The organism is Sulfitobacter sp. EhC04, from assembly GCF_001650875.1.
Classification (GTDB): domain Bacteria; phylum Pseudomonadota; class Alphaproteobacteria; order Rhodobacterales; family Rhodobacteraceae; genus Sulfitobacter.
In genome coordinates, this window is the sequence record NZ_LXYI01000022.1 from 14,709 (window position 1) to 36,554 (window position 21,846).

At 53.7% G+C, this 21,846-nt stretch carries 21 protein-coding genes; 19 read left to right on the forward strand and 2 right to left on the reverse strand.

The annotated features are described in order from the left end of the window. Positions 1 to 191 precede the first annotated feature (191 nt). From A8B82_RS10590 to A8B82_RS10620, 7 genes are all read left to right on the forward strand, one after another. A complete protein-coding gene (locus tag A8B82_RS10590; RefSeq protein WP_067291859.1) occupies positions 192 to 593 on the forward strand; it encodes a (R)-mandelonitrile lyase in 402 nt (133 codons plus the stop codon). 381 nt (positions 594 to 974) lie between these two features. Then, complete coding sequence (locus A8B82_RS10595) at positions 975 to 1,448, forward strand: TRAP transporter small permease subunit (protein ID WP_268873807.1); 474 nt, start codon at positions 975 to 977, stop codon at positions 1,446 to 1,448. Further along, on the forward strand, positions 1,448 to 2,755 hold the full coding sequence (locus A8B82_RS10600; RefSeq protein ID WP_067291862.1) for a TRAP transporter large permease: 1,308 nt from the start codon (positions 1,448 to 1,450) through the stop codon (positions 2,753 to 2,755). Before A8B82_RS10595 ends, A8B82_RS10600 begins: the two co-directional genes overlap by 1 nt. A gap of 52 nt (positions 2,756 to 2,807) precedes the next feature. Then, positions 2,808 to 3,935, forward strand: coding sequence for a TRAP transporter substrate-binding protein DctP (gene dctP / locus A8B82_RS10605; protein WP_067291865.1), 1,128 nt, complete (start codon positions 2,808 to 2,810; stop codon positions 3,933 to 3,935). A 93-nt stretch (positions 3,936 to 4,028) separates the two neighbouring features. Next, positions 4,029 to 4,883 (forward strand): SDR family NAD(P)-dependent oxidoreductase, encoded by an 855-nt coding sequence (locus tag A8B82_RS10610; RefSeq protein ID WP_161489447.1) that lies wholly within the window; start codon positions 4,029 to 4,031, stop codon positions 4,881 to 4,883. Positions 4,884 to 4,924: 41 nt separating this feature from the next. Next, on the forward strand, positions 4,925 to 5,689 hold the full coding sequence (locus A8B82_RS10615; RefSeq protein WP_067291870.1) for a glucose 1-dehydrogenase: 765 nt from the start codon (positions 4,925 to 4,927) through the stop codon (positions 5,687 to 5,689). 24 nt (positions 5,690 to 5,713) lie between these two features. After that, entirely contained in the window at positions 5,714 to 6,730 is a 1,017-nt protein-coding gene (locus tag A8B82_RS10620) for an amidohydrolase family protein (RefSeq protein WP_067291872.1), read from the forward strand. A 12-nt stretch (positions 6,731 to 6,742) separates the two neighbouring features. Here the strand turns inward: A8B82_RS10620 and A8B82_RS10625 are convergent, their stop codons facing one another. Further along, a complete protein-coding gene (locus A8B82_RS10625) occupies positions 6,743 to 7,549 on the reverse strand; it encodes an aspartate/glutamate racemase family protein (RefSeq protein WP_067291874.1) in 807 nt (268 codons plus the stop codon). Between the two features lie 335 nt (positions 7,550 to 7,884). On the opposite strand from A8B82_RS10625, the gene A8B82_RS10630 reads away from it, so the two are divergent. From A8B82_RS10630 to A8B82_RS23555, 9 genes are all read left to right on the forward strand, one after another. Then, positions 7,885 to 9,645: a flavin-containing monooxygenase gene (locus A8B82_RS10630; protein ID WP_067291877.1), complete on the forward strand. Its 1,761-nt coding sequence runs from the start codon at positions 7,885 to 7,887 to the stop codon at positions 9,643 to 9,645. A 27-nt stretch (positions 9,646 to 9,672) separates the two neighbouring features. Then, positions 9,673 to 10,500, forward strand: coding sequence for an SDR family NAD(P)-dependent oxidoreductase (locus tag A8B82_RS10635; RefSeq protein WP_067291879.1), 828 nt, complete (start codon positions 9,673 to 9,675; stop codon positions 10,498 to 10,500). Between the two features lie 37 nt (positions 10,501 to 10,537). Next, positions 10,538 to 11,410 (forward strand): 3-keto-5-aminohexanoate cleavage protein, encoded by an 873-nt coding sequence (locus tag A8B82_RS10640; RefSeq protein WP_067291882.1) that lies wholly within the window; start codon positions 10,538 to 10,540, stop codon positions 11,408 to 11,410. Between the two features lie 16 nt (positions 11,411 to 11,426). Next, entirely contained in the window at positions 11,427 to 12,023 is a 597-nt protein-coding gene (locus A8B82_RS10645; protein ID WP_201120781.1) for a carboxymuconolactone decarboxylase family protein, read from the forward strand. After that, a complete protein-coding gene (locus A8B82_RS10650; protein ID WP_067291885.1) occupies positions 12,020 to 13,033 on the forward strand; it encodes an amidohydrolase family protein in 1,014 nt (337 codons plus the stop codon). The genes A8B82_RS10645 and A8B82_RS10650 overlap by 4 nt, the downstream gene beginning before the upstream one ends. A gap of 61 nt (positions 13,034 to 13,094) precedes the next feature. Continuing rightward, positions 13,095 to 14,558 carry an NAD-dependent succinate-semialdehyde dehydrogenase gene (locus tag A8B82_RS10655; RefSeq protein WP_067291887.1) on the forward strand — a complete coding sequence of 488 codons (1,464 nt, stop codon included), beginning with the start codon at positions 13,095 to 13,097 and terminating at the stop codon, positions 14,556 to 14,558. 175 nt (positions 14,559 to 14,733) lie between these two features. Then, positions 14,734 to 15,723 (forward strand): Ldh family oxidoreductase, encoded by a 990-nt coding sequence (locus A8B82_RS10660; protein WP_067291889.1) that lies wholly within the window; start codon positions 14,734 to 14,736, stop codon positions 15,721 to 15,723. A 57-nt stretch (positions 15,724 to 15,780) separates the two neighbouring features. Beyond that, entirely contained in the window at positions 15,781 to 16,566 is a 786-nt protein-coding gene (locus A8B82_RS10665) for an SDR family NAD(P)-dependent oxidoreductase (RefSeq protein ID WP_067291892.1), read from the forward strand. Positions 16,567 to 16,602: 36 nt separating this feature from the next. Further along, positions 16,603 to 16,962 carry a YciI family protein gene (locus A8B82_RS23555; protein ID WP_082899246.1) on the forward strand — a complete coding sequence of 120 codons (360 nt, stop codon included), beginning with the start codon at positions 16,603 to 16,605 and terminating at the stop codon, positions 16,960 to 16,962. Here A8B82_RS23555 and A8B82_RS10670 read toward each other — a convergent pair. Continuing rightward, positions 16,922 to 17,824, reverse strand: coding sequence for a LysR family transcriptional regulator (locus tag A8B82_RS10670; RefSeq protein ID WP_067291893.1), 903 nt, complete (start codon positions 17,822 to 17,824; stop codon positions 16,922 to 16,924). The two genes, A8B82_RS23555 and A8B82_RS10670, sit on opposite strands and share 41 nt — an antisense overlap. Positions 17,825 to 17,949: 125 nt before the next feature. Here A8B82_RS10670 and A8B82_RS10675 point away from each other — a divergent pair, with 125 nt between their 5' ends. Genes A8B82_RS10675 through A8B82_RS10685 form a run of 3 tightly spaced genes read left to right on the forward strand, consistent with a single transcriptional unit; the run spans position 17,950 to position 21,831 of the window. Beyond that, positions 17,950 to 19,302: an NAD(P)-dependent oxidoreductase gene (locus A8B82_RS10675; protein WP_067291896.1), complete on the forward strand. Its 1,353-nt coding sequence runs from the start codon at positions 17,950 to 17,952 to the stop codon at positions 19,300 to 19,302. Further along, complete coding sequence (locus tag A8B82_RS23960) at positions 19,299 to 20,729, forward strand: hypothetical protein (protein WP_067291899.1); 1,431 nt, start codon at positions 19,299 to 19,301, stop codon at positions 20,727 to 20,729. The genes A8B82_RS10675 and A8B82_RS23960 overlap by 4 nt, the downstream gene beginning before the upstream one ends. Before the next feature lie 37 nt (positions 20,730 to 20,766). Further along, the gene (locus tag A8B82_RS10685; protein ID WP_067291902.1) at positions 20,767 to 21,831 is read left to right on the forward strand and encodes an NAD(P)-dependent alcohol dehydrogenase; all 1,065 of its coding nucleotides are present in this window, start codon (positions 20,767 to 20,769) and stop codon (positions 21,829 to 21,831) included. Positions 21,832 to 21,846: the final 15 nt, after the last annotated feature.

The window sequence follows — 21,846 nt, forward strand, 5'->3', positions numbered from 1 at the left end:
AAGCAAACTGTGAAAGGACCTATCATGTTAATTGATTGGTGCCTTCGATAGCAGGACCGTCGGGCCTGCTCCATTTGTGAAACTGCCAATCGTGGCGAAACAATTCCTTTCAACGGCAAGTATCGAGAGTGTGCGGTTGCATGGCGGAAAAATCGGATTGGTGATCACAGAAATGAAAATGGGAGACTAACATGAAAATCGCAAAAGCAGGTTCCAGTGCATCCAGTTGGGCCCCGGCAGAAAACTTTACTGGGCGCGTGCGTCGAGATCCTTTAGTTGCTCCGGAGAGCCCCGGTCGGGCGGTCGCAGGTTGTGTTACTTTTGAACCGGGCGCGCGGACAGCTTGGCATACGCATCCGGCAGGTCAGATACTCATCATCACAGCCGGAAAAGGATGGGTCCAACGCGAAGGTGGCCCACGTGAAGAGGTAACGCCAGGAGATTCAGTTTGGTTTGATGCGAACGAAAAACACTGGCACGGCGCGACTGACAAGACGGCGATGACGCACATTGCGGTGACCGAGTTTATTGAAGGCGAAGCGGCGGACTGGCTCGAGCATGTATCTGATGCCGACTATGACTATAATGGCTGATCTGGCTTTTGCTCTGTCAGATGAGCACTCATCGAAAATCAACGTGGTTTTGGGCAGTTAGCTGTTCGTCATAGACCTTTGAAGACTTGTTCAGGACCTTTGCAGAATTCGCAAAAGTGGTTTGATTTTGAAGGCCTATAGTCATCACAAGACACATTTGGTGACTCGCCAAGTGCATGAGACGGGTAGGGAGGCCCTGCATCATGAAATCATCAAGAATAGGAATTGCTCAGCGCCTGACGTGTTCGTCAAATGGCGGTGTTCACGCGCAATCAATGCGTTGCCGAATGGAAGTTTAGTCTAATGGGTAGTGTTGAGCGGGCACTTCTGACACTGTCGAAGCTGCTTATCTGGCTTTCCGGGTTATTCTTGTTTTGCATGATGTTACACGTCCTAAGCGACGTAATCATGAAAACCTTCTTCAATTCCCCGATCCCCGGAACATCAGAGTTTGTCGCTCACTACTACATGGTCGCTGCGGTGTTTCTACCCATGCCTTTCGTGGAAATGCGGAATTCGGGCATTGCGGTTGATCTTTTTTATAACCTGTTCGGCCCTGCGATTCAGCGGATCATGCTGCTCTGCGCTTATCTCGGGCAACTGACATTTTTCTCTTTGTTGGCTTATCAGTCCGGTCTTGATGCTTGGCATGCATGGGAAGTGCGTGAATACCTGTCCGGCCAGATTATCGTCACGATATGGCCCGCGTCGTTTTTTCTGCCAGTGGGATTTGGTTTGTCGGCTTTGGCCAGTGCCCTGCGGTTTGTGCAAGTCATCCATCGTCCAGATTGGGTCACCGTGACTGAATACAAGTCTGCAGAAGAAGTAGACCGCCGCGTAAAGGATATTGGCTAATGGAACGCATTGAAATCGGTATACTTGGTATCGTCATAGCACTGGTATTGATGGCTTTGCGTATGCAGGTGGGCGTAGTGCTGGGTCTGGTGGCTTTTGTCGGGATTTCCGTCTTGACCAGTGTAAGCGCCGCTTGGGGCATTCTCACTGCCATCCCCCTGAACTTCATTGCCGACTGGAACCTGAGTGCGGTGCCGATGTTCCTTCTGATGGGCTACATTGCGGCGCAGGCAGGACTGACCAAAGGCCTTTTTCAGAGCGCCCGTATCTTCTTGGGGCGGGTACCGGGGGGATTGGCATCAGCGACCGTAATAGCCTCGGCGCTATTCGCGTCAGCGTCAGGGTCCAGCGTGGCAACAGCGGCTGCATTTTCTCGAATTGCCGTCCCAGAAATGCTGAAATCAGGCTACAAGAGCTCTCTGGCGACCGGGAGCGTCGCGGCGGCGGGAACGCTAGGTTCGCTCATTCCACCGAGCATCTTGATGATCCTATTTGGAATATTCACAGAAACCTCCATCGGTTCTCTGTTCATTGGTGGCATCTTGCCGGGTATCCTGTCGGCTTTTGCTTTCATCGTGATGATCACAGTGCGCGCAAAGCTCGATCCTACGCTAGCACCCGTCAATGAGGTGCGTGCCACCCATCAGGAAACGTGGGAGGCACTTCGCGGAATATGGCCACTGCCGACTCTTATTCTGGGCGTGCTGGGTGGCATTTTTGCTGGCTTCTTTTCACCCACAGAAGCGGGAGCGGTTGGGGCTGCCTTGGCAGTACTGATCGCTGTGGTGAGGCGCACACTTTCCGTGAAAGCCATTCGGACTGCATTGATCGAGACCGCAGAGGGTACATCGACGGTATTTGTTATCGCCATCGGTGCGACGATGTTCTCGGTGTTCCTAGGGCTTTCTTCGGTGCCAAACGCTCTGGCCGACTGGTTGCTCGGGGTTATCGAGTCGCCCGTTGCAGTAATCATGGCCATCGCGGTGATCTACATTTTGCTGGGAATGTTCGTCGACAGCGTTTCAATCATGCTGCTGACAATTCCCATCATCGACCCGATCCTGAAGGGCCTGGGTGTCGATATGATTTGGTTTGGCATCATTGCGATCAAACTGCTTGAGATCGGCATGGTAACGCCACCTGTCGGCCTGAATGTCTACGTAATCCGAAGCGCCTTAGGATCAAGCGTAAACATCACCGATGTGTTCCGGGGAGTGTCGTGGTTCATCTTGACCGACATTGTGACTTTGGCCCTATTGATCGGTTTTCCGGCAATCACGCTCTTTCTGCCTCAAATCATGAATTAAGTTCCGAAACGACCAACTACCATAATCAACACCACCAAAGGGAGATACTAACATGAAACTCAACAACTTGCTCGGCGTTGCCGCAGCAGTGGGCATCAGCGTTATCGCCGGAACGGCCCAGTCTGAATCTTTCCGGGCCGCGACTTGGAATGGTGCGAATTCACCCAACGATGTCTTTCTGAGTGACTTCGCCGATTACACCCGCGAAGCAACGAACGGGGGTATCGACTTTGAAGTGTTCCCAGGCGGCGCACTGTTGCCGGCGCGTGGCACTTTGGAGGGTCTTGAGCAAGGCGTCGCACAATTTGCCAACATCACTGCGGCTTACATTCCAGCGAAAATGCCAGTCGACTTTATCACTGCCGACATGTCCTTCATTGCAGAAGACCAGATGGCGCTTGCCTTTGCAAAGACCGAAGTCACGTTCTTTAATCAACAAATGCAGAATGAATTGAGTGAGTTGGACGTTGTATTTGGAGCCGGGTTCACGATCGGCGTTTACAACCTGATCTGTGGCTTCGAGGTCAACACTATTGCGGACCTCGCGGGCAGGACTATCAGGACGTCGTCCGATGCCCAGGTGGGTTATGCTGACCTGATCGGAGCGGTTTCCGTCAACGCACCTGGCAACGAAATTTATACGGGAATTCAGAGGGGAACGATTGATTGCACGACGGGTACGGCGCTCTATTTGACTGACTTCTTCCAGATGCACGAGATTGCGAAATCAGTGTTCATGATCCCGCTTGGGTCGAACGCCAATGGCGGATATTATTTCAGCCAGTCTTTTTGGGAGGACCGTACCCCGGAAGAACGGAGCGCATTGTTGCATGCTGCTTCCAGAGCGACGGTAAAGAGCATGGTCGAGTGGGGTGCAAAAACTGAAAGTGCATGGCGGGTAGCGCGTGAGGCGCAAATCCCGCTTGTCCAACCCACTTCGGATGATCTCGCTGCGCTGGAAGCCTTCAGCAACCAGTTTGTCGCTGATCTTCCTGCAAACGCTATGGAGAACCGTGGAATCGAGGATCCAAGTGAGCTCGTGCAAGCGATGATTACCGCATACGAAAAGTGGGAGACGCTTTTGGCCGATGTAGACCGAACTGATATCGACGCGATTACGGCACTTGTCGACCGCGAGATATTCGACAAGATCGACGTAAATACATACGGTATTGAATAAGCAGAGCATTGCGTGATCAAACCACGTGACAAAAAACCTTGCGCTAGGTTGCGACCCGGCGCAGGAAACTCTCCGGCGAGAATGGCTTGCAGCATGACCCTTCCAAAAGATAACCGACAGCTTGACTGGATGAAGTCGTCCCCGATCGAGGGCCTTGTTGCGCTCGTCGTCGGTGCCGGCAGTGGCATGGGGGCGGCCTGTGCGAGAACTTTCGCTGCGAATGGCGGCAAGACAGTCGTTGGCGACTGCAACGTTGACAGCGCCCAGTCCGTCATGGATGAGATTACCGAGCGCGGAGATACAGCGATTGCAGTCAAGTTGGATGTTGGATTGCGCGCAGACATAGATGCGGCAGTTGTCGAGACAATCGAAACGTTTGGTCGAATGGATGTGTTGATCAACGTTGCTGTACTAGTTGAATCAACGATGCTTGAGGACGCTGACCTCGACCAGTGGGATTCTGCATTCCACGTCAATGTACGCAGCGCTTTGGAAATGGCACTGGCTTGTGTGCCGTATCTGCGTAAAAGCCCAGCAGCTGCTATCGTTCACGCCGGATCCTTGGCCGGAACTCACGGATACGCGCGGTCTGGATCATATGGTCCGTCCAAGGGCGCGCTTATCAGCCTGAGCAAGCAGATGGCGCTTGAATGGGCTATCGACGATATTCGCGTCAATGTCGTCATTCCAGGAACCATCGTCACCCCGGCGATGGTCCGCGATATTAGCCCGATAGCCATCGAGACTCGCATCAAGCAAGTGCCTCTGGGTCGGTTGTCCCATCCAAGCGAGCAAGCGGATGTTGCGGTTTTTCTCGCCTCGCCTGCGGCCTCTTTCCTCACCGGCCAATGTATCACCGTAGATGGTGGTTTCTCGCTCAACCTTTATCCGCAACCAATGGGTATGACAGAGTCGCTTCGCGAGCAGCGCACGCGCATGTCAGAATAGATTCGGCGCTCAATTTCATTCAAGATGGAGATATCAAAACAATGAAAAGAATGTTGGAAGATAAGGTCGCGCTTGTTACCGGCGCGGCGGGCGGAATTGGTCGCTCATCGGCTTTGTTGTTCGCGGCAGAGGGGGCGAAGGTAGCAGTTGCAGACCGTAATGCCGCTGGCGCGGAAGAAACTGTGGCTCTAATCCATGAGCAGGGCGGGGATGCCTTGGCGTTGAACGTTGATGTCACCAATCGCACGCAGGTTGATACGATGGTTTCCAAGATTGTCGAGACTTACGGCCGACTTGACTGCGCCTTCAACAATGCTGGGATTACTGGGGGGCAGATTGGTCAAGGCGGCCGTTTCACAGCCGACTGGGACGAAGAGGCCTTCGACAACATCCTGAATGTAAACCTAAAAGGCACGTGGTTGTGTATGCGCGCAGAATTGAAGCAGATGATGGCGCAGGGTGGCGGCAGTATCCTTAGTACGGCATCGCTGGCGGGACTTTGCGGCTTCCCTACGACAACCGGTTATTCGGCCAGCAAACATGGAGTTGTCGGAATAACCAAAACAGCTGCAATGGAATATGCGCCGACTGTCCGCCTGAACGCGCTTTGCCCCGGATATATCGACACTGATATGCTGAAAGACACAATGTCGCGTCGTGGGGAATTGATCCTGTCGCAGATTCCGTCCGGTCGTTTGGGGTCCGGCAACGAGATGGCCGAAATGGCTTGCTGGCTTCTGTCAGACCGCGCTTCCTATGCGACGGGACAGGCCTTTACGGTCGATGGCGGCTTCATGGCTGGCTAACAGGATCATTTGGAGGTTTTTGAGATGAAGAAATGCCGCGAAGGCTTGGACGAAACCATTTTGGAGCCCGAGCTCCCGATTGTTGATGCGCATCACCATTTGTTTGACCGACCCGCATTGCGTTACATGCTCGAGGACTATTTGGAAGATGCCACCGCAGGCCACCGTATTGTCGCGTCGATCTATTCAGAAACACTTTCTTTCGTGCGACCCAATGGCCCTGAGCACCTGCGCCCTTTGGGTGAGGTTGAGTTTGCGAACGGGGTAGGCGCAATGGCAGCCAGTGGCCGTTATGGCGATATCAAGGTCTGCCATGGAATGATCGGGCACGCCGACATGCGACAAGGCGACAAGATCGCGGATTTGCTGGACCAGTCAATGGCGCTTGCACCTACGCGCTTTTGCGGAGTGCGACATATCACGATGGAGCATTGGTCGGAAGAGCCTTACAAATTCATGAGCATACGTCCCGAACCGGGCCTGATGTCACATCCCAATTTTCACAAAGCTTTTCTTCATGTTGCTGAGCGTAAGCTGGTATTTGATGCGGCGGTATTTAGCCATCAACTCCCTGAGGTCTGTGCACTAGCAGACGCTTTTCCTGATACATCTATAACGCTCAATCATCTTGGGGTTGCGATGGGTCTGGGTATTAGTGCCGCGGAAAAAGCAGAGCTCTACATTGATTGGAAAAAACAATTGGCGCAGGTCGCCGAGCGGCACAATATTACCTGTAAGGTGGGTGGCTTGGGGATGCCTCTTTGGGGCTTTGGCTTTGAGGAGTGGGATAACCCGACGACGTATCTTGACCTAGCGGATGCATGGCGTCCGTACGTCGAAGTCGGTATCGAGCTTTTCGGTCCGGATCGCTGCATGATGGAGAGCAACTTTCCACCCGATGGCCGCTCGGGTGGTTTTGTTCCTACATGGAACGCGCTAAAACACATTGCGCGCGCGGCGAGCGACGACGAGAAAGCGGCGATGTTTCATAAAACCGCTTTGTCCGTACACGGTCTAGTATTGCCGGAGCTACTCGAATAGCAAAGCGTTGTCTCACGTTGCACCGGGGTACAGACGTTCACCGTAGGCGGCGCGCACGTCAGCGAGTATTTTACCAGTAGGTGGTGCGTATGTCAGACGTTTGCTGGTGAAAGTACCGGTTAACTGACGCATCTGAACTGCCATTTCTCCGGTCTTGACCAAGGCCGTTATACCGTTCAACACTGGAGCGCCCTGCACATCTGTGACCCCTGCCAAAATCAGCGTTGCCATCAAGCTACCACCCGCAGGGATCAGAACCTCCGCACCCTTATCGAGCGCAGATTGTGCCACGAGAATAAACTGATCAACAATTTTTTGCCGGACATCTTCGTTCTGCATGGCTTCATCAAAAACGCCGGGTCGCTCTACTGTCATCATCTCTACTGAAACCATCCTCTGGTCCAAGCCTTGTAATTTTATACCTTCGAAAATGGGGCGGTTGAACTTCGGGTTGATGTTGATCAGTGAGAATGTAGGTCCCATCAGACATGCCATGCTGACCGAAGATTCACTCAGGCCAAGAACAGGGATATTAAGCAACTCCCGCAACTGGTGGAGACCGGGCTGGAAGATGTTGCCGATCAAGAATGCATCGTAACCGTCTTCTTCGGCTTTGATGCCATTTTCGATCACTTCAGCGGCATCCAGAAATTCAAGATACTTGTATTGATCTGCAACTGCGCGATGCGGGCTTAGACCGGCAATATCAACTTTGGTGCCGGGCGCAGCGGCTTCTGTTATGACCTGTTCCAATAACTTGCCGTACCCCCCCGTCCGTGAACCACGCGACATTCCGAGGGTTTGATAAAAAATCTGCATTTTGTTGTCCTTCTCTACAAAATTCGACAGTTTTGCTTGTGTGGCGGCATGTCAATCGCAGCAATATCTTTCAAAAGCATTGGCCTACGGTAGGTGGTACAAGTCTACTTGCAGGATAAGACTTAAGTAGTTGATGTTATATGATTTTCTAAATTGTCCATGAGTCAATCAGTGACCTTCGCGGATTCTGCCAAGATGCTTTGCGCCATAACGAATATCTGTCGCGTCTCGTGTGTCTTATGCTTGGAAGCAACAGGGATTTCGAAGTTAGGGCTCCCGACAAATTTCAAAACTTGCCCGTTCTCGCGCAGGAAAGTACAGGAAGGAATGCCCACATGAATGTAGTCCAATCTCCAAAAATCGATCTGAGCGAGATTGTATCGAATTGGTTGGCGGCGTTCGAAGCGGCACTTTCGGCGGTAGATGAAGTCGCACTGCAATCTCTGTTTGACTCTGAGATGCACTGGCGTGATTTGCTGGCATTCACTTGGTCGATCACACCACATGACGATCGTGCAAGCGCGGTAACCGATTTCATGAAAACGCAACCCTACATAAAAGCGCGAAACTTCCGTTTGTCTTCGGAATGCTCTGAACCAAAAATCATTATGCGCCACGGGCGTGAATCAATCGAAGCTTTCTTTAATTTTGAGACTGAAACCGGGCGCGGTAGCGGTTTGCTCCGTCTTCTGGCGCAGGATCAAGGCAAGGCCTGGGTGCTTGCAACATCGCTGGATGAATTGAAAGGCCACGAAGAGCAAGTTGGCGTAAATCGCCCGAAGGGTTCTGCCTTCTCTCGCAATTTTGGTGGTGAGAATTGGAGCGACATTCGCACGCGTGAACAGCAATTCGAAGATCGTGAACCCGCAGTTCTCATCATTGGGGCGGGTCAGGCAGGTCTGGCGATTGCCGCGCGCCTTCGCTTGCTTGGCGTTGATACCCTTATGGTCGACAAGCGCGCCCGTGTCGGGGACATTTGGCGCGAGCGCTATCATTCTCTGGCCTTACATAATCAGACAAGTCTCAATCACATGCCATATCTTCCTTGGCCTTCAAACTGGCCGACGTATCTACCCAAGGACATGATAGCAGGCTGGCTAGAAACCTACGCGTGGGCCATGCAATGCAATGTTTGGAACAATACTGAGTTCCTCAAGGCCGACTATGAAGAAGCCGAGAATTGCTGGTCGGTTGCTGTGCGGCGTGAAGACGGGTCCGAACGGATCCTGCGACCGCGCCATGTGATCTTTGCGAACGGTGTCGCAGGAAAACCGGTGACACCCCGTCTTCCTGGGCTTGATGATTTCAGCGGGGAGGTACTCCACACACATGGTTACAAAGAGGGTGACAAGTGGCGCGGTAAACGTGTGGTTGTCGTGGGGGCCGGGACCAGTGGGCACGATATTGCGCAGGACCTTCACGGCAATGGCGCCAACGTAACAATTATTCAACGCGGTGCCACGACAGTTGCGAGTGTCAAAGCGGCCGGTTTGGTACATGCCGTATACTATGAAGGAGATTTGTCGCTGGAGGAATGTGATCTAGTCGCGGCGGCCAGCAGCTATCCTCTCTTGGTTCGGAGCTATCAGGCCGCTGTCGAGAGCATGAAGGTCATGGACAAAGACCTCCTCGACGGGCTCGCTGCGCGCGGCTTCAAGCTCGACTGGGGTGAGGATGAAACTGGTCATCAGATGAAATTCCGTCGTCGGCATGGCGGCTATTATCTGAATTGTGGATGTTCCGAACTCATTGTCAGTGGTGAAATCGGGCTGATGCAGAACGAGGACATCGAACGTTTTGTCGAAAATGGCGTACTTATGAAGGACGGAACGACCCATCAAGCTGACTTGATTGTTACGGCCACTGGTTATCAAAGCCAACAAGAAGTGGTGCGCGAGTTGTTGGGAGAAGATATCGCGGACAAAATCGGGCCGGTTTGGGGCATCGATGAGAAAGGCGAGATCGCAAATATGTTTGCGCCGACGGCACAACAAGGTCTGTGGTTCGCGGGCGGTGGTTTCGCGCATGCTCGGATTTATTCAAAATACGTTGCGTTGAACATTGCGGCGCAAGAGTTTGATCTGGTCACAGTATGATCATCCATCCAGTGAAGGTGACCGCCCATGCATGATCTGACCGGAAAGGTCGCTTTCGTCACAGGTGCTGGCTCGGTTGGCGAAGGTTGGGGCAACGGCAAAGCAGCGGCTGTTCTCATGGCGCGCCAGGGAGCGTTGGTCTTTGGCGTTGATATAAGTGCCGAAGCATTGGAAAGCACGGCGGCGCTCTTGGCACGAGAAGGAATAGCCGATCGATGGCATAGCGTTGTCTGCGACATGACTGTTGATACTCAGGTCGAGAGCAGCGTGCTTGAATGCCAAAGGCACTTTGGCCAGATCGATATTCTGGTGAACAATATCGGAGGCAGTGCGCCGGGCGATCCTGTGTCCATGAGTGAGGAGGTTTGGCATCAGCAATTGGATCTGAACCTCACGACAGCATTCTTGGCCTGCAAGCATGTATTGCCAATCATGGAACAACAGTTTGAAGCGACAGCGCATGGTGGGTCGATCGTCAATATCGGTAGCATTGGCAGCATGTCGTTTCAGGTTGGTGGGCGAGTGAGCGCTGGTTACGCCGCCTCAAAGGCCGGTTTGGAAGCTTTCAGCCGGTCGACAGCGATTGCTTATGTCCTAAAAGGAATTCGGGTAAATACGGTCGTCCCGGGGGTCATGTACACACCTTTGGTGGAACACCGGCTGGTGGGCCAATTGGGCGCGGCAGATGCAGAGCGTCTGATCGCCGAGCGCCATGCAAGTGTGCCAATGGGCAGAATGGGAGACGCATGGGATGTTGCTCATGCCGTGCTTTTTCTCGCCAGCGACGAGGCAGGCTACATTACGGCTACCCAGATCGTCGTCGATGGCGGCATGACTGCGGCACGGCCTTCATGACCCTTACCGTTCAAAAAATATTTAAGGAGATCTACTTATGAGCCGACCAGTAATCATAAGCTGCGCGTTGACGGGGTCGGGCAACACGACAGGGATAAGCCCACATGTTCCCATTTCACCAGCGGATATCGCGGCGGAGGCGCTTTCCGCGCGGGCAGCTGGTGCCGCCATCGTCCATATCCATGTGCGAGATCCGGAGACTGGCGAACCAAGCAGAGACATCGAACTTTACCGAGAAGTTGTGGAAACCATACGGCAATCGGGAAGCGACCTGATCCTCAATCTTACCACTGGCATCGGCGCGCGCTTCTCACCTGACGAAAGCAACCCGAACTATAATGTCCAAGACGGCATGGTTTTGCCCGAAGCGCGGGCAGAACACGTTGTCGCATTGAAGCCAGATATTTGCAGCTTGGACGTGGCAACGATGAACTTTGGCCAGCATGCATTTGTCAACACCCCTGACCATATCGCACGAATCGCCAAAATTGCGCGTGAGGCCGGCGTGAAGCCCGAACTCGAGGTTTTCGATCTGGGACATATTGCCCTGGCACGCAAGATTTGTGCGGAAGGATTGATAGATGCACCACCATTGTATCAGCTTTGTCTTGGCGTCCCTTGGGGTGCGCCTTCAACGCCAGATGGCTTCATGGCAATGCAACGGGCCCTCCCGGACGGCGCTAACTGGAGCGCCTTTGGTGTAGGAGCGCAGCATTTCGCCGTTGTGGCCTTGTCGACGATAACGGGTGGTCATGTGCGCGTCGGCCTCGAAGACAACTTATACATCTCGCGCGGAAAACTGGCTGAAGGAAACGCCGTACTTGTAGAACGAGCCGCAAGGATCATCACTGATCTTGGCCAGCATCCGGCAAGTCCGCAAGAAGCCCGCAAAATTCTCGATCTGGACTGACCATGGCCAATATTGAATGGGCATTTCACTGATGGCACGGCTGAACTTGCCAGAACAAGCAGAGCTTACCAACGAGCAGAGAACTGTCTGTGAAGAGGCAATTGCGGGCAAGCGCGGTAAGGTTCCAGCGCCGATGGTTGCATGGATCCGCAACCCCGAACTGGCTCGACGCGGGCAGACGTTGGGCGCGCTGTTACGGTTCGATACGACATTGTCCGCAAGGGAAAGCGAACTCGCAATCCTAATTTGTGGGCGTCACTGGCTGTCGCACCATGAATGGTCGGCCCACAAGAAACTGGCCCTTGCTGCTGGGCTTGATGCGACCTCGATCAACGCAATCGCAACCGGCAATGCGCCAGATTTCGACGACCAGAGAATGGAGATTATCTACGATGTTTCAATCAGTTTGCTTGAAACGCGGCGGATCCCCGATGCTCTTTACGCACGGGGCACACAGGTCTTGTCCGAACGGGGTTTGGTCGAACTGGTGTCGATTCTTGGGTATTATTGTCTGGTATCTTTGACGCTGAATGCATTTGAGCTGGGCTTGCCGGAAAATGTAGCGCCCGAGCTGTGTGATCCCGATTTCAGCGCATCAGGTTCGCCGCAATGACATCGACCCAACAATTCACTCGCCCAGCTGTCCGCGATGACTGGCTAGCTCAGTCACAAGAATCCGCAATCTGGCCGGACCTACTGATTGTTGATGCGCACCACCACCTCTTTGATCGTCCCGGAAACGTCTATCTGGTAGAAGCATTTGCGCAGGATCTGGCGAGCGGTCACAATGTTGTCGCCACAGTTTATGTTCAGGCACGGACGGCGTACCTGGCGAATGGGGATGAGCGGTTTCGCCCTGTTGGAGAGACAAGCTTTGCCGCCAAAGCAGCGCAGTCGGGCCGGATGTGTACGGCGATCGTTGCGTTTGCCGACCTTGGCCTAGGCATAGAAGTCGGGCCTGTACTAGATGCGCATCTTGCGGCGGCCGGTGGTCGATTGCGTGGCGTTCGCCAGATTGCCACGTGGGATAAATGTGCCGGTTTGCTGAATCCGGCCTATCCCACAACGTCAAACATGTTGGCTTCCGAGGAATTTCGCGCAGGCTTTGCGCAGCTTGGGTCACGGGGGCTCAGTTTCGACGCCTGGATATTCTTTCACCAAATTCCGCTCCTTACAGATCTGGCGCAAGCGTTTCCGGAGGTCTCGATCATTCTTGACCATTGTGGCGGGATACTCGGGATCGGCCCCTACAGGGGGCAGCGGGATCAAATCTTCGCCGAGTGGCGTCGATCAATGACGATGCTCGCGAAATGCCCCAATGTATGCGTGAAGCTGGGCGGATTGGGTATGAACCTCAATGGGTTTGGGTTTGAATCGCAAGATCACGCACCATCTTCCGAAACTCTAGCCGTTGCATGGCGCCCCTACTTCGAGACCTGCATCACCCTATTCGGCACAGATAGATGCATGTTCGAGAGTAATTTTCCGGTTGATAAGGGCAGCTACAGCTATGCCAACGGTTGGAATGCCATGAAACGCATCGTGCAACACGCCAGTGCCGCGGAAGTCAAACAGTTGTTCGAGACGACCGCTAAGCGCGTCTATCAACTCGATCTAAAATAAAAAATCATGCCCCATTAAACATGTAAACCGTTCAATTCAAAAAACGAGAGCAAAACACATCATGTCAGAATCAAGTGCAGTTGGTCGCCCCGCTTATCCGAAAATTGGCCTTCTTATCGACAATCAGTGGATAACAGATCGAAACGCTTATTGTGAGATCGAAAATCCGAGTGACGAAAGTATCCTTGGAATAGTTCCAGAGGCCACTGCCAAGGACTTGGACAACGCCTTAGCTGCTGCTGCGCGTGGTTTCGAAACTTGGAGTGCAACACCTCCGGTCGAGCGCTCACAGCTTTTAAAGCGCGCAGCAACCATCTTGCGGGAACGAAAAACACAGATTTCTGCTGTGTTCACGCTTGAACAGGGCCGTCCACTTCACGAAACCATCGCCGAAGTGGAACGATCGGCTACATTCCTTGATTGGGATGCAGAGCAGCTATTGCGCGCCTACGGACGGATCGTTCCGGGTCCGTCTTCGATCCAGCAATCAGTCGTACGCGAACCAGTGGGACCCGTCGCTGCATTTACCCCTTGGAACGTACCGGTGAGCGCCCCATCGCGCAAGATCAGCGCGGCATTGGCAGCAGGCTGTTCAGTAGTGATGAAGCCGGCCGATGAGACCCCCGCCAGTACCTGTATGTTCGCTCAGTGTTTCTTGGATGCCGGATTGCCGAAGGGGGTATTGAACATCGTTTTTGGGGACCCCGCTGCCATCTCGGAAAAGCTCGTGCGATCGCCAGTTATTCGAATGGTTACGCTGACCGGATCGTTGGGTGTTGGCAAACATCTTACGCGTCTAGCTGCTGACGGCATGAAGCCGGTATTGATGGAGTTGGGCGGCCACGCCCCCGTCATCATTGACCAAGATGTAAACGCCGAAGAGATCGGGAGGCTGGCCAGCGAGGCCAAATTCAGACTAGTTGGTCAATATTGCACTGCTCCATCGCGATTCCTGGTTCACAAGAATGTTTATGAGCGTTTCGTTGAGAGCTTTGCGGCTGCGGCGAAAAGTATTGTGGTTGGTGATGGTTTCAAGCCCGGCGTTTACATGGGGCCGATGATCCACCGGCGCCGCATGGACGCAATTGATTCCCTAGTTACCGATGCAGTCTCGCGTGGCGCGCGTGCTGCTTCGGGCGGCGCGCGGATTGGAAATCGTGGCTATTTTTATGAACCAACAGTGCTTGCGGACGTGCCGCGCGATGCGCGCGTGATGAGCGAAGAGCCTTTCGGGCCGCTCGCAGCATGTCTTCCCGTCAGTTCGATGGCCGAGGCCTTGGAAATTTCTAACGAGCTGCCGGTTGGTCTCGCCGCATACATGTTCTCCAACTCGATCGAAACGGTGAACCATCTCTCGCGTCAGCTTCAGGTCGGATCGGTGTCGGTAAATCTCTTCACGAGCCCCGGTAACGACGCCCCGTTTGGAGGTTACAAGGAAAGCGGTATTGGCCGGGAGGGGGGCGCAGAATCCGTTGAATCCTATATGGTTACAAAAACCATCGCCCATAGATTAATGCGCGTTTAAGATGCAGTTCTTGTGCTGGCGGCAAGTGAGGGCTGCTGGGCGCAAGTCTGCCACATCTGGCATTTGATCGTTTCGGGGAAAAGTGTTGAACGGGTTTTGACAATGCCATCTCGCGCCGATTCCGATTAGGGTGAACCGCGAAACCGAACAGAAAACCGAAATGTAGGAAGCCTGAATGCGTATCGAAATCGCTGAAGCCCATAAACTGGCTGTAGAAGTTCTGACCTCTCATGGTATGCCGCAGGATCATGCTATTATTGTAGCCGATCATCTGGTTGATGCCGCGGGCGCGGGGCACGCATTTGCTGGCCTCCCACGCGTGCTTGCATTAATCGAAAACATCAAAGGTCGTTCTGTCTCTCCGATAACCGTAAGCGAGCGGACGGCAAATTCAGCGCTCGTAGAGGGCGGTGGAAACAATGGCTATGTCACGTCGCTTGTCGCCATCGACAAGGCCATTGAAGTGGCCAAGAAAAACGGGATAGCAATGGTTGGTGTGCGAAATACGTGGTTCAGCGGGCGACTTGCGTATTACGTCGAACGAGCGGCCAAACAGGGGTTGATCGCTCTGCACACCGCCAACACGCAGGCGCGGGTTGCGCCTGCTGGTGGCATCGATCGGATCTTTGGCACAAATCCGATCGCCTTTGCCTTCCCGGCAAATCCGGATCCGCTGGTGATCGACTTTGGGACTGGAATGACAACTTGGGGCGATGTGCTGCTTCGTCAAAAGCTTGGCGAGCCTCTCGAGGAAGGGGCGGCGGTGGATCCGGATGGACAGCCCACACTCGATCCCACACAGGCGCTGCTGGGGGCATTCTTGCCCTGGGGCGGGCATCGCGGTTACGGAATTTCACTCGTCGCCCAGATATTCGGCATCCTTTGTGGGAGCGCCACGGTCGTCGATGATGTCTCCGACAGCGGCTTCTTCTTCTTGGTTTTCGACCCAGAAATTCTCATGCCGCTAAATGAATTTAAGGAAAAACTTGGGGATTTGGTTAATCGCATCGAAACCTCACGCCCGAAGCCCGGATCTGGCGTTGTGCGGGTTCATGGCCGTGGAAGTGCTGCGCGACGGGCGAGGACCAAAGAACTTGGCACTATCGAAGTAGATGAAACTGTCTTCAACACATTGAGCCAGTTGCGCAACGGCCCCGTCAGTTGACGGACGAAGAGCGAGAACTTTGAACTAAGGCAGAAGAACAAGAATGGGAGCCGCGTAATGCGTCTGAATAACAAGGTGGCAATTATTACCGGCGGTGGCTCTGGGATAGGTCAGAACGCAGCTGAGAGATTTGCAGCAGAAGGGGCGAATGTCATCGTCGCAGACCGGAATGAAGCAGGTATCGCCGCTACTTTGGATCGTATTAAATCGGCTGGTGGAAAAGCAAGTGGCCATGTTCTGGACGTTTCAGATCGGGATCAGTGTCACGATGTGATGCGGCGTGTAACGGAATCGGAGGGGCAAATTGACATACTGATCAACAACGCCGGCATTTCCGGCTATCGCCCATTCGCTGATATGACTGGCGCAGATTGGGACCGCGTTCTGGACGTGGATTTGAAAGGTGTGTTTTTCTGCGCGCAAGCTGTTGCGCCCTTCATGGTCGAGCGTAACTACGGTCGTATCGTGAACATTTCTTCCGCGCTTGGCACTGGTGCTGCTCCGCATAACACTGCTGGATCACCAGGGGGCAGCGCAGCCTATGCCTCAGCCAAGGCTGCGGTCATTCTTCTGACCAAGACGCTGGCAAGAGAACTCGGGCCCAATGACATTACGGTCAATGCAATTGCTCCGGGGACGTTTCTGACAGCGATTTCGTCGTCGACACGCACGCCGGATCAAGTTCAGGAACATCTCGAATATCGGAAGAAAACGGTAGTGATGAACCGGATCGGTACGCTCGAAGAGCTGTCGGGAGCAATGCTGTTCTTCGCTTCAGATGATTCAAGCTATGTGACAGGACAATGCCTTTCTGTTGATGGTGGTCGATCTGATCGCATGTAGCTTCGTGTGGCCCGACATACAGCAAGGGGAAATCTGATGCATTTTGCAGTCTATTGCACCGATAACGAAAATACATTTGAGTTGCGCAATAAGCATCGTGTTGAACACCGCGAATATCTCAATACCCAACTTCACCGTATTTTCTTTTCTGGTCCGTTGTTGGCAGATGATGGTATCCTGCAAATCGGCAGCCTTTTCATACTAAGCGTCGATGGCAGAGCGGAAGCACAAGACTTCTTGGATCACGAACCCTACTCAAATGCCGGGATATTCGCATCGGTTAAGATCATACGAATGCGCAAAGGCCGTTTCCAGCCCGGTAATCTATGCGAAGAACAAGAAGCCCCGTTGAGCTTCAATCCGTTCGACGGAAAAGCTGGATCAAAAAGTCAATGAAAGCGCGCGAGGCGGCTGAAATCTGATGCCGATGAGGATAGACGACATAGACGGCGATATCCGCTTCAGTTGGGCTGACGTTATGGCCTTCAAGAACGGGCAACAAGTCGCCGGACTGAAGCGCCGATCGAATGCTGGATTCCTGCAAGAGCGCTATGCCCACGCCTTTGAGTGCACCTTCCATCAAAACTGGAAACGAACTTGTCCTCAGGTTGCCATGCACTTGCACACTTTCATTTTCGCCGTTTTTCTCAAAATTCCAAGTATTGGCGTAGTTGCGCGCGGTATAAACCAGACAGTTATGGTCTGCCAAAGCCTGAATCGAAGCCGGTGCGCCAAATTTTTCAAGATACGCAGGACTTGCGCATATCACGCGGCGCCCGTCATCGATGCGGCGTGCGATCATGCTGGAATCTTCAAGGCTCCCCAGCCATACCGCCACATCGACACCTTCCGCGACAAGGTCAGCGCGTTCGTCAGTCAACTCGACGTCCAAGGTAATTTCCGGATGATCCCGCAGGAAGGCGGGCAGGGCGGGCAAGATGACCCGACTACCGACCGAATGTCGAAGGTGGACTTTAAGCAACCCTTGTATTCCGGCTTGATAAGCTTGCGCGTCGCGCTTCGTCAGATCGATCTCATGCAGGATGCGAGTCATCTGATCATAGTACATTTGGCCAACTTCTGTCAGCGACTGCTGCCGCGTCGTGCGGTTCAACAGCCGGACGCCCAACTTGTCTTCAAGACCGCTGACATTGCGCGCAGCAGATGTGACCGAGATGTTCATCTTTCTGGCAGCGGCAGAAAAACTGCCTTGCTCTACGACATGAAAGAAAGTCCGGTTCGCAAAAAGTTCGTCCATTTAAATACCCGTCATAATGTTGGCCGCATTATCGGTTTCCTTTATCGAGTACCGCAACTTTGCGCGAGTACAATGATAACGATAAATGCAGCCACACCCCCCAAAAAAAACGAAAGGTGTTTCGCGTGAAAGTTGGATATATTGGTCTCGGGGCAATGGGCGGTTCACTCGTTAAGCACTTGCTCGGCAAATTTGATCTCAGCATTTGGGACATCAACGAGACCGCCGTCAACAAGATAGTCTCTCTAGGGGCTCGCAAGGCGGAGTCTGCTGCGACACTTGCGCGGGACTGCGATGTCATCATTTTGTGCCTGCCGAGGTCATCGGACGTTGATGTTGTCCTTTTCGGAGAACAGGGGTTGGCGACCTCACTCGCCCCCGGAAAACTGGTTATAGATCAAACGAGCGGCGTTCCGGCCATGACCAACATGATGGCGGAAAGGCTCTCTGAACAAGGCGTTCTGATGTTGGACGCGCCCTTGAGCGGTGGAATTCCCGCTGCGAAATCCGGGATCGTCAGCATTATCGCGTCAGGCAGTGATGCTGCATGGGCTATCGCGGAACCGATCCTGTCTGGAATGAGTAGCAAGGTGTTTCGCAGCGGTAGCAGTGTCGGAAATGGTCAGGCGCTCAAGTTGATCAATAACGCAATCGGAGCGATCTATAGGCTTTCGACGCTCGAACTTACCGCACTGGCGTGTAAATCCGGCATTCCCATGGCAGCGGTGGTTGAAAGATTGAACTATGGACCGGCGGCGAATTTCACCACGCGCGGTATGCTGGTCGCGCGTCTTGGGGGCAAAGCTTCGACGGACTTCGCCCTTGCGCTGATGCTGAAAGACATCAACGAAGCGCTCACGATTGCTCGAACCGGACAGGTTCCGATGCCTCTCACTTATATCGTCCGAGACCTGATGCAGACTGGGCTGAACCATTACGGAAAAGAGGCCCGATTGGAAACGGTTATTCCTCTGATAGAAACGATAAGCGGCGCATCTATTTCGGCGCAGACGACGCTTGATCTCGCCCCAATGCAAGACTGCGAGACGCAAATTCTTCTCGCGGATATCGAGAGCGCAGTCGAAATTTGCAATCTAATGGCGGCCTATGAGTGTATTTCCGTTGGACTGGCCAACGGGCTTGACCTTGAAACAATGCGCACTGTGCTCGACTCTGGGTCGGCCTGGAGCGACGCAAGCATGCGCGCTTTTGAAGGCATGAGCCAAGGCACCGACCCCGCAGGATTTGCGCCCCTTGGTGAAATGGTGGAAACCTTGCAGCGGGTGACCCGACAGGCTGCCGTTTCAGGTGTCCCGTTGTTCTTTACAAATCGGCTCCTGTCCGATTGTGAGGCCGGTCACCTTGCACTCGGTGAAGCGGCCTGTGTCGAAAAAATCGGACTTCATCAGCTTGCCCGGTCCGTTCACGCAGGGTCGCCCGCAGACGCAACAAGTCGTTTGTCAGCCTCCAGACCATGAGGCTCTACCGCTCGGGCATAGTCGCGTTTTACCAGCGATACAGTAACACCATCATCGGTGCCCTACTTTGCATAATTGCCTTTGGCGTGTTCTTGACGGAATGGTCTCTGGCAACGCCACTGTCCGATCTGGTCACACGCATAGCCGTTGTCGTCGTTATCTGTTTGATGTTTCCGAGGGTAACTTCAAACCGAAGAGTATTCGTCATCGCCGCATTGCTACTCTCGGTCATCTGTATCTGGACCACTCCGGGCTGGAGCCACACGATTAAGAGAGGTCTGAGCACAACCGCTTTCATCGGTGCGTTTTTTGCGGCGCTGTCCTCTTTGGGGGACGCGGCGGCGTCATCCATGTTGATCCAGAACTGTGGCAAGAATATATCAACGCAACGGCCGTCAAGACGCTACGCGGTGCTTACTTTCGGGGGAGTTCTGTTCAGTCTTCTGTTGAATTACGGGTCAATTTTTCTTTTGGGCAATCTTGCATTGTCAGGCAAGCCGGGAACTAAGGAAAACCCTACACGGATACGCCGGATGCTCCTTGCAATAGAACGCGCCCTTGTGGCGACGAACTGCTGGTCACCGTTGTCCTATACGGTTACGATCAGCATCTTGGTCGTGCCCGGCGCAACCTGGAATGGGGCGTTCCTGCCGTGCCTCGTCAGCGGCATCATCCTGGCAGCCTCGGGTTGGTTACTCGACTCGGTGCGCGCGCCGAAGTCCACACAACCCGATACATCGTCGGCGATCTCCGCCGCCGGCGCACTGCGCGATCTGAGCCCGCTTATCGGTCTCCTGATCCTTCTTGCGACGATCACATTCACCATACATTTCATGAGCGGGGTCAGGATTGCCGGCGTCGTGATTTTCGTGATCCCGATCATATCCTTCATCTGGATCGCAATTCAGAGCCTCGACAAAGGCAGCCCCGCTGCAGATGTCGGTCAACGCGCAAAGGCTTTTGTTTCGGTGAGATTGCCCAACATGCGCTCCGAACTGACATTGCTGATGATGGCCGCCTTTATCGGCATAGTCGGCGGCGATCTTCTAGAACCTGTGATCACGTCGATTGGTCTGGATTTGTCAGTTGTTCCGACGCCGGTGCTACTCGCAACAATTATCGTGTTGATTCCGCTCTGTGGTCAGGCTGGTCTCAACCCATTGCTGGTTGTCGTCCTGATTGCACCGATTCTACCACCTAGCGAGACTCTTGGAATTACAGCCACGGCTGAGGTTTTGGCGCTCATCGCGGGATGGTCGCTCGGCAATATCTCATCGCCCTTCACTGCAACCGCGTCTGTTGTTGGTATGCTGGGGAAAGTGTCGCCACGCACAGTCAGCAATTCATGGAACGGAATATATTCGTTGGTCACGGGCGTGCTGCTGATCGGCTGGGTGTTGGCTTATTCCAGCATCACAGCGCCATGACTGACGAAACGCAACGTTACTTTGGGAGGAAGTCCACATGAAAGTTGATGCATTCGGCGCGAACGGTCCCGATACCCCATTCGCCCATCTCGAAATCGCGCGCCGACCTTTGCGTCCAAACGACGTACAGATTGAAATCGCATTCTGCGGGATTTGCCACACCGATCTGCATCAAGTTCGAGACTGGCCAAATACGCGTTTTCCCTGCGTACCGGGCCACGAAATCGTCGGACATATCACCGCCAAAGGCAGCGCAGTCACCGGGTTCGAGACGGGGGACACGGTTGGCGTTGGATGTATTGTTGATAGTTGTCAGGAATGCGAAGCCTGCGAAGCGGGATTGGAGCAGTTCTGTGCCAAAGGGTTCACTGGAACATATAATGCGCCGACTCAGGATCCCCCAGGCTACACGATGGGCGGCTATTCCCGGAGTATTGTCGTCGATCAGGACTACGTGCTGGCGATCCGGCATTCGCAACAAGATCTCGCCGCTGTAGCACCATTGCTTTGCGCCGGTATAACGACATACTCGGCCCTCAAAACTTGGAAGGTTGGGACCGGCCAGACCATAGGTGTTGTCGGTATAGGAGGATTGGGTCATGTCGGCATCCGGATCGCAAGAGCACTTGGAGCCAATGTTGTCGCCTTCACATCCAGCGATAGCAAACGCGATGAAGCGGCCCGTCTAGGCGCGACCGATGTGGTCAATTCGCGTGATTCAGGCGATGTTGGACGCTACACGGAAAAACTGGACTTCATTCTCAATACAGTCGCCGCGTCACATGATCTCGATCCATACATTGCGCTGCTGAAGCGCGACTGCACGATGGCCATGTTCGGTGCACCAAACAAACCACACCCGGCAATAGATGTGCGGCTATTGTTCCGCCGCCGACGTTCGCTATCCGGATCGCTGCTTGGCGGCATAAGGGAAACTCAGGAAATGCTCGATTTCTGCGCCAAGCACGAAATCGTCGCCGATATAGAAATGATCACTGCCCACCAAATCGACGATGCCTTCGATCGGTTGCTCAGGAACGACGTCAAATACCGCTTTGTCCTGAATGCAAAATCGCTTGCGCGTGACAAAGATGCCCTATGAACGCTGTCGGCAGAT